The organism is Pseudomonas sp. CFBP 13719, assembly GCF_014842095.1.
Classification (GTDB): Bacteria; Pseudomonadota; Gammaproteobacteria; order Pseudomonadales; family Pseudomonadaceae; genus Aquipseudomonas.
The window spans coordinates 281,611-294,036 of sequence record NZ_JACYVB010000004.1 but is presented as its reverse complement, the minus strand read 5'-3'; the positions used below and the strand labels follow the sequence as shown (position 1 = coordinate 294,036).

Annotated in this window: 10 protein-coding genes; 1 reads left to right on the top strand and 9 read right to left on the bottom strand. The window is 62.0% G+C overall.

Going from position 1 to position 12,426, the window contains the following annotated elements:
• Positions 1-11 precede the first annotated feature (11 nt).
• The 6 genes from IFT57_RS15945 to IFT57_RS15920 all read right to left on the bottom strand — a co-directional run bounded on the left by IFT57_RS15945 (position 12) and on the right by IFT57_RS15920 (position 6,593).
• The gene (locus IFT57_RS15945) at positions 12-779 is read right to left on the bottom strand and encodes an SDR family oxidoreductase (RefSeq protein WP_192152008.1); all 768 of its coding nucleotides are present in this window, start codon (positions 777-779) and stop codon (positions 12-14) included.
• Positions 780-1,508: 729 nt separating this feature from the next.
• Positions 1,509-2,225 carry an ABC transporter ATP-binding protein gene (locus IFT57_RS15940; RefSeq protein ID WP_122714635.1) on the bottom strand — a complete coding sequence of 239 codons (717 nt, stop codon included), beginning with the start codon at positions 2,223-2,225 and terminating at the stop codon, positions 1,509-1,511.
• A complete protein-coding gene (locus IFT57_RS15935; protein ID WP_122480349.1) occupies positions 2,222-3,097 on the bottom strand; it encodes an ABC transporter ATP-binding protein in 876 nt (291 codons plus the stop codon). Before IFT57_RS15935 ends, IFT57_RS15940 begins: the two co-directional genes overlap by 4 nt.
• Positions 3,094-4,398, bottom strand: coding sequence for a high-affinity branched-chain amino acid ABC transporter permease LivM (gene livM / locus IFT57_RS15930; RefSeq protein ID WP_122796511.1), 1,305 nt, complete (start codon positions 4,396-4,398; stop codon positions 3,094-3,096). Before livM ends, IFT57_RS15935 begins: the two co-directional genes overlap by 4 nt.
• Positions 4,399-4,400: 2 nt before the next feature.
• A complete protein-coding gene (locus tag IFT57_RS15925) occupies positions 4,401-5,315 on the bottom strand; it encodes an ABC transporter permease subunit (RefSeq protein WP_122480658.1) in 915 nt (304 codons plus the stop codon).
• A gap of 144 nt (positions 5,316-5,459) precedes the next feature.
• On the bottom strand, positions 5,460-6,593 hold the full coding sequence (locus IFT57_RS15920) for a branched-chain amino acid ABC transporter substrate-binding protein (protein WP_192048131.1): 1,134 nt from the start codon (positions 6,591-6,593) through the stop codon (positions 5,460-5,462).
• A 495-nt stretch (positions 6,594-7,088) separates the two neighbouring features.
• Here IFT57_RS15920 and pncB point away from each other — a divergent pair, with 495 nt between their 5' ends.
• Positions 7,089-8,288 carry a nicotinate phosphoribosyltransferase gene (gene pncB / locus IFT57_RS15915; protein ID WP_192048130.1) on the top strand — a complete coding sequence of 400 codons (1,200 nt, stop codon included), beginning with the start codon at positions 7,089-7,091 and terminating at the stop codon, positions 8,286-8,288.
• A 132-nt stretch (positions 8,289-8,420) separates the two neighbouring features.
• Here pncB and azu read toward each other — a convergent pair whose 3' ends face one another.
• From azu to IFT57_RS15900, 3 genes are all read right to left on the bottom strand, one after another.
• Positions 8,421-8,870, bottom strand: coding sequence for an azurin (gene azu, locus IFT57_RS15910; protein ID WP_192152007.1), 450 nt, complete (start codon positions 8,868-8,870; stop codon positions 8,421-8,423).
• Between the two features lie 105 nt (positions 8,871-8,975).
• Positions 8,976-9,866: a transglutaminase family protein gene (locus IFT57_RS15905; protein ID WP_192152006.1), complete on the bottom strand. Its 891-nt coding sequence runs from the start codon at positions 9,864-9,866 to the stop codon at positions 8,976-8,978.
• Complete coding sequence (locus tag IFT57_RS15900; protein ID WP_192152005.1) at positions 9,866-12,352, bottom strand: circularly permuted type 2 ATP-grasp protein; 2,487 nt, start codon at positions 12,350-12,352, stop codon at positions 9,866-9,868. Before IFT57_RS15900 ends, IFT57_RS15905 begins: the two co-directional genes overlap by 1 nt.
• Positions 12,353-12,426 lie beyond the last annotated feature (74 nt).

Sequence of the window (12,426 nt, the reverse complement as noted above, 5' to 3'; positions counted from 1 at the left end):
ACGAGGGCCGATCACGCCTTGCCTGGACGCTCCACGGCGAAGCCGGCCCACGACTGCGTGACCGGCATCACTTCCAGGCGATTGATGTTGATGTGCGCAGGCTGGGTCAGAATCCAATGAATGGTTTCGGCAATGTCCTGCGGCTGGATCGGATTGGCGCCGGCATAGGTAGCGTCGTAACGTGCCTGGTCGCCGCCGAAACGCACCAGGGAGAACTCGCTCTCGCACATCCCAGGTTCCAGGTTGGTGACGCGCACGCCGGTGCCTTGCAGGTCACAGCGCAGACTCAACGAGAACTGCCCGACGAAGGCCTTGGTGGCGCCGTAGACGTGGCTGCCTGGATACGGGTAATTGCCCGCCACGGAACCCAGGTTAACGATGGTGGCGCCTTTGCCGTGGGCAATCAGACGCGGCAGCAGCAGCCTCGTTGCGTAGATCAGGCCCTTGACGTTGGTATCGACCATGGTGTCCCAGTCGTTCAGATCGCACTTGGGCGCAGGATCGGCACCCAGTGCCAGACCGGCGTTGTTGACCAGCCCACTGATACTGGCGAACTCCTCGGGCAATCCGCCAATGGCTGCCTCCATGGCCTTTCTGTCGCGCACATCGAGCACCAGCGGATGCACCCGCGTCTTTGCCGACAGCTCTTCGCTCAGTGCCGTGAGGCGCTCTTCGCGACGGCCGGTGAGGATCAGCGACCAGCCTGCCTCGGCAAAACGGCGAGCGCAGGCTTCGCCAAATCCGGACGTGGCGCCAGTGATGAATACCGTGGAAGTCATGCGGGTCTCCTGCGGGGGTAGCCACGGAGCGTGCCCACGCAATGCGCAGGCCGTTCGAACCGTCGCCACCGTGAATGGGGTTTTGCAGAATGCCCGGCGGATCGACCGTATGCAACTGATCAATAATCGAGCAGGGTCCTCAAACCCTCGTGGCTGCGGGCCCAGGGGTGGTTACCCGCATCTTATCCACAAGCGGTTCCACAGAGATTGGGGGCAACTCCGGCCTGCGCGATTGTGTCGAAAGCCAGGCTGGCTGGAAGCCATTAGAATTTTTTGGCTTGACCGGTCGGATGCAATGCGTATGCAGAAACCACATTCAGTTTGGGGCGGTCACACGACCAAAGGCGCAACGCCAGTGAAACCGCCCCTTTTCGAGGTATTTCCAAGGCTTGTTCACAGACTTATCCACAGGATGACCGGGTGCTGTCACTCTGATTGGCACGGTGGATAAAACAGTTGACAAACGCCGCTCGTGCGACTCGAGGATGCACTGTGCGATTTTTGATCAATCGCTTACAGGCCACGTGCTACAAGGCTTGCAGGGGTATACCACCAACTTGTCCACAACCGGTTCCACAGCAATTGGGGACAAGCGTGGATTGTGGCGTTTCAGTGACCAACAGTGGTTTTATGTCGCACGTGGAGGTTCCAGCGAATTTGTTTTCCACAATTGTGCACGGCGATGAAAAACGCCCCTGACGGGGCGTTCGATGGGTCGTTCAGGTGTTTTCAATGACCGCCCAGATACGCATTGCGCACCTCGTCGTTGCTCAACAATTCACGCCCCGTCCCAGTCAGGCGAATCTCGCCGTTGACCATTACATAGGCACGATCGGAAAGCCGCAGCGCATGGTTGGCGTTCTGCTCGACGAGGAAGATGGTCATGCCGCTCTGGGCCAGCTCGCGCAAGGTCGAGAAGATCTGCTTGACCACGATCGGTGCCAGCCCCAGCGACGGCTCGTCGAGCAGCAGCAGCTTGGGTCGACTCATCAGCGCACGGGCGATCGCGAGCATCTGCTGCTCGCCTCCGGACATGGTCATGGCACGCTGATTGCGCCGTTCCTTGAGCCGTGGGAACAGCTCGAACATGCGCTGCATGTCTTCACTCGAGTGCTTGTCGCCGATGGGGATGGTGCCCATCATCAGGTTCTCTTCCACCGACATGTCGGGAAACACCCGGCGGCCTTCCGGCGACTGGGCGATGCCGTTCGAAGCGATGTAGTGGGACGACTTCTGGGTGATGTCGGTGCCCCGGTAGATGATCTGCCCCGCACTGGCGCGCGGTTGGCCGAAGATCGACATCAGCAGCGTCGACTTGCCCGCACCGTTGGAACCGATCAGGCTGACCGTCTCGCCTTCGTTGATGTGCAGCGAGACTTTCTTCAGCGCCTGGATCGGGCCGTAGTGAACGTCGATCTCCTTCATTTCGAGGATGGGCGTACTCATACCAGCTCCTCCTCTTCGGCACCCAGATAGGCCGCGATCACCTTGGGGTCGTTGCGGATCTGCTCCGGGCCGCCCTTGGCGATTACATTGCCGTGGTCCAGCACCACGATGTCGTCGGAAATGCTCATCACCATGCCCATGTCGTGCTCGATCAGCACCACCGTCATATCGTGCTCGTCACGCAGCAGGCGGATCATGCCGCTCAGCGCCTCGGTTTCCTGGGGGTTGAGGCCCGCCGCCGGTTCGTCCAGGCAGATCACCTGGGGCCGCGTGCACATGGCCCGGGCGATCTCCAGACGGCGTTGCTGGCCATAGGAAAGCTCACCGGCCAAGCGGTTGGCGCAGTTCACCAGGTCCACCACCTCCAGCCAGTAAAACGCTGTCTTGATAGCGTCCTCTTCGGCCTTGCGGTAGCCACGGGTGTTGAGGATGCCTGCCAGCATGTTGCGGTTGACCCACATGTGCTGGGCCACCAGCAGGTTTTCCAGCACCGACATTTCCTTGAACAGACGAATGTTCTGGAAGGTCCGGGCCAGCCCTGCGCGGTTCACCAGGTGAGTCCCGCCGAACATCTTGTACCAGACGCGGCTGGCGAAGCTGCGTGGCGAGACGAAGTCGGTGGCCTGGAACGGCTCGCCGAGCAGCTTGATGACGTTGGTCTTCTGGCCGCGAGCGTTGAGTTCGATGCGCCCGCCGGTGGCTTTGTAGAACCCGGTGAGGCAGTTGAATACAGTGGTCTTGCCTGCGCCGTTGGGGCCGATCAGGGCAAAGATCGAGTTGCGCCTGACCTGCAGGCTGACATCGCTCAAGGCCTTGATGCCACCGAAGTGCATCATCAATTTCTCGACCGAAAGAATGACTTCGTTACTCATGGCGTAGTCCCCTTGGCGTCGATCAATGCGCCCTTGACTGGCTTGATGCCGGTACGGCTGATACGGATCAGGCCACGTGGTCGCCAGATCATCATCAGCACCATCAACACGCCAAACAGCAATACCCGATACTCGGAGAAACTGCGCAGCAGCTCCGGTGCCACGGTCAGCACGAAGGCAGCAATCACCACGCCCACGGTGGAACCCATACCGCCCAGCACGACGATGGCAAGAATCAGAGCCGACTCGAAGAAGGTGAACGAAGTCGGGTTGACGAAGCCTTGGTAGCTGGCGAAGAACACCCCGGCCAGGCCGGCGGTGGAAGCACCGATGGTAAATGCCGAAAGCTTGACCAATACGTGGTTCAGGCCCATCGATCGGCAGGCGATCTCGTCCTCGCGCAGGGCTTCCCAGGCACGCCCTACGGGCATGCGGGTGAGTCGATGCTTGACGTAGAGGACGGCCAGGACCACCAGGAACAGCACGGCGTAGATGAACACGAATTTCAGGTCGGGGTTGTATTCGAAGCCGAAGTACTCGTGGATCGGCACCCCGCCGTCACGGGCGCGACGACCGAACTCCAGGCCGAAAAAGGTGGGCGAAGGTACCGGCACACCATTGGGACCGCCAGTGAACGACAACCAGTTGTTGAGCACCAGGCGAATGATTTCGCCGAAGCCCAGGGTCACGATGGCCAGGTAGTCCCCGTGCATTCGCAGCACCGGGAAACCCAGTATGCACCCCGCCAGCGCCGCCGCGATCGCGGCCAGCGGCAGCGCCGACCAGAAGCCCAGGCCCAGGTACTGGTAGCCCAAGGCGAGGCCGTAGGCGCCGATGGCATAGAACGCCACATAGCCCAGGTCGAGCAGGCCGGCCAGACCGACCACGATGTTCAGGCCCAGGCCCAGCAACACGTAGATCAACCCGAGAATGACCACGGTAAGGATGTACTTGTTGGCGAAGATGGGAAACACGATGGCGATCACGATCAGCGCTGGAATGATGAAGCGCAGCCGCGACTTGTAGTCCGGCGCTAGCACGTGCACACCCGACCCCGAGCTTTCGAAGCTCTGGGAAATGCTGCGGCCACGCGGCGTCTGCAGGAACAGACTAAGCAGGAAGCGCCCGGCCATCACCGCTGCCACCAGCCAGGCGACGCGGGCCGGTTGCAGATTGAAGCTGTAGCCGTCGAGCACGATGCCGACGATGGGGCCGAACACGATCAGCGCCAGCAGGCCGGCAATGACCATGTCGACCAGGCTTTTCTTGATATCGATAGGTTTGGCAGTAGGTGCGGACATACTTATACCTTCGCCACGAGTGGGCGACCCAGCAGGCCTTGGGGACGGAAGATCAGGATCAGCACCAACAGGCCGAAACTGAACACATCCTTGTAGTCGGAGTTGATCAAGCCGGAGAACTGCGATTCGGCAACCCCCAGTATCAAGCCACCGAGCATGGCCCCGGGCAGTGAGCCGATGCCACCCAGTACCGCTGCGGTGAACGCCTTGATGCCGATGATGAACCCGGCGTAGAAGTCGAACGTGCCGTAGTTCATGGTGATCAACACGCCGGCCAGCGCCGCCATGGCCGCGCCGATGATGAAGACGTAGGAAATGACCCGGTCGGTGTTGATGCCCAGGATCGAGGCCATCTTGCGATCCTGCTGGGTGGCGCGGCACATGCGCCCAAGCTTGGTGAACTTGATGATGTAGGTCAGCACGCCCATGCCCACGAAGGCAGCGATGAGGATGAAGATCTTGGTGTAGGTGATCTGCACGAAACCGGTGCCCACTTCAAGGCGCCAGGCCCCTTCGAGCAGGGTCGGCACGCCTTGCTGGCGAGCGCCCTGGCTGATCTGCGCGTAGTTCTGAAGGATCAGCGATATGCCGATGGCGCTGATCAGCGGCGCCAGCCGGGTCGAGTTGCGCAGCGGCTTGTAGGCCACGCGCTCGATCACGAAGCCGTACACACCGGTGACCACGATGGTGAACACCAATGTGCCGAGGATCAGGAACGGAAAGGATTCGAGGCCGAAGAACGACAGCACGGCCAAGCCAATGGCGGCCAGATAGGCACTGATCATGTACACGTCGCCGTGAGCGAAGTTGATCATGCCGATGATGCCGTAGACCATGGTGTAGCCAATGGCGATCAAGCCGTACACCGACCCCAGGGTCAGGCCGTTGATCATTTGTTGCAGGAAGATACCGTCCATCATGCACTCTCACGAACGTCTGGAACCGCGCACCGCGCAAGGTGCGGGCAGGCCTTGGCCCACCCGCCACCCGTCAGGCGGTATTGAGGGAAACGTAGGCCACCCCAAGGGCGGCCCGGACTGGCGTGCGCCAGCGCAAACGTCCTACTTCTGCTGTTCCAGCTGCTTGTACTTACCCTCGGCGTTCCACTGGTAGACCACGTAGTCGGACACTTTCAAGTCACCCTTTGTGTCCCAGGCCTTCTCGCCCATGACGGTCTTGACCGGGTTGGCCTTCAGCCACTTGGCAGCCTCTTCGCCCTTGTTCGACTTGGCGCCGTTGAAGCCTGCGGCCAAAGCCTGCAACGAAGCGTACGCGTACAGGGTGTAGCCTTCAGGCTCGTAGCCGGACTTGCGGAACTCGTCCACCACCGCCTTGCTGTCGGGCAACGCGCGCGGATCGGCGCCAAAGGTCATGTACACACCGTCGACGTATTGCGCGCCGCCGGCAGTGGTGACCAGCTCGTCGGTGACGATGCCGTCATCGGACATGAACTTGACGTCCTTGAGGCCCTGCTCGCGCATCTGCCGAACCAGTGGGCCGGCTTCGGGATGCAGGCCGCCGAAATACACCACGTCTGCGCCGGTGGAGCGGATCTTGGTGACCAGGGCGCTGAAGTCTTTCTCGCCGCGGGTCAGGCCTTCTTCCAGTACCGGTTTGACACCGCGAGCGGTCAGCTGCTTGGCGGTGGCATCGGCGAGGCCTTTGCCATAGGTGTCCTTGTCGTTGATGACTGCAACTTTCTTGCCTTTGAGCACATCGACGATGTAGTTGCCAGCCACGATGCCCTGTTGGTCGTCACGACCGCACATGCGCAGGATGGTGTCCAGACCGCTCTCGGTCACCTGCGGGTTGGTCGAGCCCGGGGTGATCATGAGGATGCCGCCATCCGCGTAGATGGACGATGCGGGGATGGTGGAAGAGGAGCAGAAATGGCCGACCACGCCGATGACCCCATCCTGCTCCAGCTTGTTGGCTACAGCCACAGCCTGCTTGGGCTCGCAGGCATCATCGCCGGCCACCAGCACGATCTTCTCCCCGTTCACGCCACCGGCCTTGTTGATGGCGTCCGCTGCCGCTTGTGCACCCTTCATGTATTGCTCGCCGAACGATGCGTTGGCACCGGTCATCGGCCCTGCTACGCCGATCTTGACGTCGGCTTGAACAATCGACGAAGCGCCCAGCGCAGCTGCCACTGCGAGAGCCAGAAAACCTTTCCTGTAGAACGTCTGCGACATGAGTGGTGCTCCTGAATTTTTTGGTTGGCACTACAGCTTCAGCGCATTGCTCCGAGCAAGGGCCGTGCCAGCGCATTTGCCCAACTTGCGCAGATTTCATTTTCAAGGGTATCGAGTCGTGCCGGAACCATTTCCTACAGGTCGTGCAACCGTCTGCCATGGGGATGGTGGCACCCCCAAACAGCGCAGGTACAACCCAGGCGCGCCATCATTGCAACCTCCCGTGGCGCCTGTGGGCAACCATGCTGTAACAACCGACGTAACCGAAGTGCACACTGTCGGTGCATAACCGCTACACCGCGCACCACACCCTGCTCGCGGAGCGTGCCTGGCGCTGCGCTGCGCAGCGTCACCGGCGCCATCACGGCCGCATCGGCACTGGTGCGCATTGCGAGGTCACTGTCGCGCCCACCCACGCTCCAAAAAGCTGGCAGAATGTGCCCTTACTGTGCGCCACCGCCGTTCCAAATGAGGCACGCGGTTCTGGAGACCCTGATGAGCGAGAGCGTATTCGCCGATCGCATCGTGCAAAATCTGCTCGACACCGATCTTTACAAGTTGAGCATGATGCAGGCTGTACTGCACAACTACCCCAACGTCGACGTCGAGTGGGAGTTTCGTTGTCGCAACGGCGAAGACCTGCGGCCCTACCTGAACGACATTCGTGAACAGCTTGAGCAGCTGTCCGAATTGAGCCTGGGCCCGGACCAGCTGAGCTTTCTGGAAGGCATCAATTTCATGAAGCCCGACTTCCTGCGCTTCCTGGGTCTGTTCCGCTTCAACCTGCGCTACCTGAGCATCGGCATCGAGAACGACCAGCTGTTCATTCGCCTGCGCGGGCCGTGGTTGCATGTGATCCTGTTCGAAGTGCCACTGCTGGCCACGGTCAGCGAGGTGCGCAACCGCATTCGCTATCCCGATGTGTTGCTCAGCCAGCCGCGGGAAAAACTCTACCGCAAGTTCGAATGGCTGCAGGCCAATGCCAGCAGTGAAGAGCTGGCCGAATTGCAGGTGGCCGACTTCGGTACCCGTCGACGCTTTTCCTACAAGGTGCAGGAGGAAGTGGTCACGGTGCTCAAGCACGAGTTTCCGGGGCGCTTCGTCGGCACCAGCAACATGCACCTGGCCCGTCAGCTGGACCTCAAACCGCTGGGCACCATGGCCCACGAGTGGATCATGGCTCATCAGCAACTGGGGCCGCGCTTGATCGACAGCCAGATCGCCGCCCTCGATTGCTGGGTGCGCGAGTACCGTGGCCTGCTTGGCATCGCCCTCACCGACTGCATCACCATGGATGCGTTTCTCGGGGATTTCGACCTGTACTTCGCCAAGCTGTTCGATGGCTTGCGTCACGACTCGGGTGACCCGGTGGTCTGGGCAGAAAAGGCCATCGCTCATTACCGCAAGCTAGGCATCGATCCGATGACCAAGACCCTGGTGTTTTCCGATGGGCTGGACCTGCCCAAGTCCTTGCAGATATTTCGCGCACTGCGCGGGCGCATCAATGTGAGCTTCGGCATCGGCACCAACCTGACCTGCGACATTCCGGGCGTTGAACCCATGAACATCGTGCTCAAAATGACCGACTGCAATGGCCAGCCGGTGGCGAAGATTTCCGACGAAGCCGCCAAGACCCAGTGCCGCGACCCGAATTTCGTCGCCTACCTGCGCCACGTGTTCAAGGTGCCTGGTTGAAGCCAGTACACGCAGTGGCGGACGTCCTGTGGGAGCGGTCCGTGGCCGCGAAAAGGTCAACGCGGTGAATCAGGAATACCGCGTAGCCTGCTTCGCGGCCGATGACCGCTCCTACGTGGTCGAGGCGAACACTCAATCGACCAGGGTCACTGCCCCCTTCATCATGGCCAGATGACCCGGGAACGAGCAGAAGAACAGGTACTTCTGCTCTGCCGACAGTTTCGACACGTCGAACGACACCGAATCCTTCTCCCCGGCGCCGATGACCTTGGTGTACGCAATCACGCGCTCGTCGCCTTTCTTCAGGTAGCTGTTGTCGATGCCGGCACTCATGCCGTCCATGGCGATGCCGCGGGCATCGTCTTCCTTGCTCAGGACCCAGTTGTGCCCCATGACTTCCTTGGGCAGGCTGCCGGAGTGGGTCAGGTTGACCGTGAACATCTTGCAGCTCTTGCTGATCTCGATAGCCTTCGTGGCAAAGGTCATCTGGTCGGTCGAATCGACGGTGGTCGAACACTCGGCCGCCAGCAACTGACCGCTGGCCAACGCGAGCACCGATACCGCTACAGCTTTTGCGAACATGTGAGTCTCCAGGCAGGGGGAAAGGCTACGACGGCCATCATTTCACGATTGGCCGCAGCCTGCAGCAATCTGCCAGCAGTCAGACATCCGCGGTAAACATTCGGCTCAAGCCATTGGCAGGACAGTCACGCGCACCTCGGGATCATGCCCGCCGCCGCCCAGAATCACTCCGCGCAAGGGCGACACGTCGCTGAAATCACGCCCCCACGCCAAGGTGATGTGTTCCAGCCCCGGCTGAACGTTGTTGGTGGGGTCGAAATCGACCCACCCCAGCACCGGGCAAAACACCGACACCCAGGCGTGCGACGCATCCGCACCGATCATCCGCGGTTGCCCTGGCGGCGGCTGGGTCAGCAGATAGCCGCTGACATAGCGTGCCGCCAGGCCGCGGGAGCGCAAGCACGCCAGCATCAGGTGGGCAAAGTCCTGGCAGACGCCGCGGCGGTTCTCCAACACCTCGACCAAGGGCGTCGCCACCTGGGTAGCCATGGCATCGAACGTGAACTCGCTGAAGATCTTCTGCATCAAGGCCTGCGCTCCCTGCAACATCGGCCGGCCGGACGGAAAGCAACTGGCGGAAAACGCCACGAAGCTTTTTTTCAGGCGCACGTAGGGGGACTCGAAGCGGTAGCGACAAGCCTGCAGCACCTGCGTCGCGACTGGCCCACCGCTGTAGCACAGGGCATCGCGGGTCGACTCCCAGGCCGGCGACAGCGCGAGCACGAGCGGCATTCGTGGCAGCACCTCGACATGCAGACGCGCGCCGACCCTGAGCTCATCGTGAGGGCGCTCGAACGCCAGCCGCGTCAGCGGATTGCCGAACACATCGAGCTCATCGGTACGCCGCGTCGGTTCAGGGCTGATCTGCAGTGCTTGCTCGTGGCATACCTGCCACGCGCAGGGCCTTGGCCACAGGTGCGCCAGCTGCTTGGCCAGCGACACTGGGCTGTCGTAGCAGTAACGGGTGTCGTGAACGATCTGGTAATGCGCGCTCATCACACCGACACCGTTTGCTGGCTGACATCATCGACATGGACGAAATGGCGCAACGCCAGGCGGTCCGATACCTGAACGCTGACACTGGCGATATCCTGCAGCAGGCTGCGCAAGCCCTCGAGCACGGCGCGCACGCTGGCTTCACCGAACAGCGCATTTTCCAGGGTGCCCAGGTCGAAGCGGGCGACACGCTCGATGAGCGGCTCCAGGGCACGATCCACCGGCATGTCGAACTCATCGCTCAGGCGGCGCACGGCCCGCGCCACCAGCTTGAGCTGGAACAACACCGCGTGGGGGTTCTGCGCGTCGAGCAGGAGCAGGTCCAGCACCGGAATCAACTGCGGCACGGCCAGATAGCGCGAGCGATAGGTGATGCTGCTGTTGCCCAACTCGAGCAGCCAGTCCAAGCCTGCCTGATCGTCCAGGGCATCGCTTGCCAGAAACGCCGACAAACCATTGCTGAGAAACTGCAGGCGTTCGATGCGCCGTCCGATCATCAGAAACCGCCAGCCTTCATCGCGGGTCATGTCGTCGAGCGCAAAGCCGGACAGCGCGGCAAGATTCATCACCAACCGATTGAGAAAGTCGAGCGACTCGCCCAGGTCTGGTACGTCGACTTCGAGCATCAGTGACTCGCGCTGCAGTTCGCCCAACGCCTGCCAGTTCTCTCGCGACAACTTGCCGCGCACCTGAAACGCCGCCCACTGCAGACGCTGCAGGTTGGCGCGCAGGCTGAACGCCCAGTCTTCGCCGCGCAGGGCGGTCAGCAGGCGCTCGCGCAGGTCGCCCTCTTCGGGCAACAGGTGCAGGCTCTCGGCCAGATCGACGGCGGCCTGCAGCGCTTGAGGATCGTCGCCGTCCAGGTAGCGGCCGAGAATGATCCGCAGCAACCGCGCACTGCCGTCGCAACGCTCACAGTAACGGCCGAACCAGAACAGGTTTTCCACCACCCGCGAAGGCAGGTAGGGATCCATGCGCACCAGGTCATGGACGCCGATGGCCCGCTGCGCACGCCACTGCTCGCCGACCGGAGCGTGCTCGCCCAACACCCAGGTGTCCTTGCTGGCGCCGCCGTGCTGCATCGACACCACTTCGGCATCGGCGTCCGTCGCCACCCGGGTCAAGCCACCGGGCAAGACCCGGTAACCGTCGGCAGCGGCGACCGCAAACACGCGCATGCCGATCGCCCGTGGCTGCAGGTGGTTGCCGTGACAGTGCCACACCGGCGCCTGGGACAGCTGCGCCATTTCCTGAGCAACGTAGGCATACGGCCGGGCCTGAATGCGTTCGGTCAGCGCCTGCCGCTGGGCAGCGTCCAGGTCTCGACCGAACACCGGACCGAAGTTCTGCGATGGAAAGGCCGGCTTGATCACCAGCGCGTCCAGCCGCTCGAGGGCCTGGGCCAGCACCGGCGGCTCGCCGCACCACCAGGTGGCGATGGAAGGCAGGATCAAGGTTTCGCCGAACAGGTGCTCGCAGATCTGCGGCAGAAAGCCCAGCAGCCCGGGCGATTCGAGCACACCGCTGCCCAAGGCATTGGCCACCATCACATTGCCTTGGCGCACGGCGTCGAGCAGGCCGGGCACGCCCAAAGCCGAGTCGGTGCGCAACTCCAGAGGGTCGCAGAAGTCGTCGTCTAGGCGACGCATGATGGCGTGCACCCGGCGCAGACCGCTCAAGGTTTTCAGGTAGACGGTCGCTTCGCGCACGGTCAGGTCACTGCCCTCGACCAGCGGATAGCCGAGCTGGCGCGCCAGGTACAGATGCTCGAAATAACTTTCGTTGAACCGCCCAGGCGTCAACAGCACCACCAGCGGCGCCTCGTTGGCGCTGGCTGCCAGTCGGCTCATGGTGTCTTGCACGGTGCGGAAGAAACCGGCCATGTGCTCCACTTTCAAGTCGCGGTAGAGCTCGGGAAAGGTCCGCAACAGGCCCATGCGGTTTTCCAGTGCATAGCCTGCGCCGGAGGGCGCCTGGGTACGGTCGGCAGTGACCCACCAGCGTCCATCGGGCGTGCGTGCCAGATCCGCAGCATACAGGTGCAGGAACGTGCCTTGCGGCGGCTGCATGCCCTGGCACGGCCACAGATAGTTGTTGTGCCCGAAGATCAGCTCCGCGGGCAGCAGCCCCTGGGCAATCAGCGTTTGCGGGCCGTAGATATCGGCCAGCACGGCGTTGAGCAAGCGCGCCCGCTGGGCGATGCCCGCCGCGACCTGTCGCCATTCGTGGGCAGGAATGATGTGCGGCAGCAGGTCCAGCTCCCATGGCCGATCGGCCCCCTTGGGGTCGGCGTAGACGTTGTAGGTGACGCCGTTTTCCTGGATCTGCCGTGTCAACGACGCCTGGCGCTGCGACAACTGGCCTGGCGCACTGCGTTGCAGGTGCTCGAACAGGCGCTGCCAGTGCGGGCGCACGCCGCCATCGGGGTCGAGCATTTCATGATAGGACCCGCCGGACAGCGAGTAACGATCAAGCAGGTCAGACATGGCGAAGCTCGGGGGCAGCGGTGAGAAGAACGATTATCGCAGCCTGCACGGTGCACGGATACCGTCCATGGGGC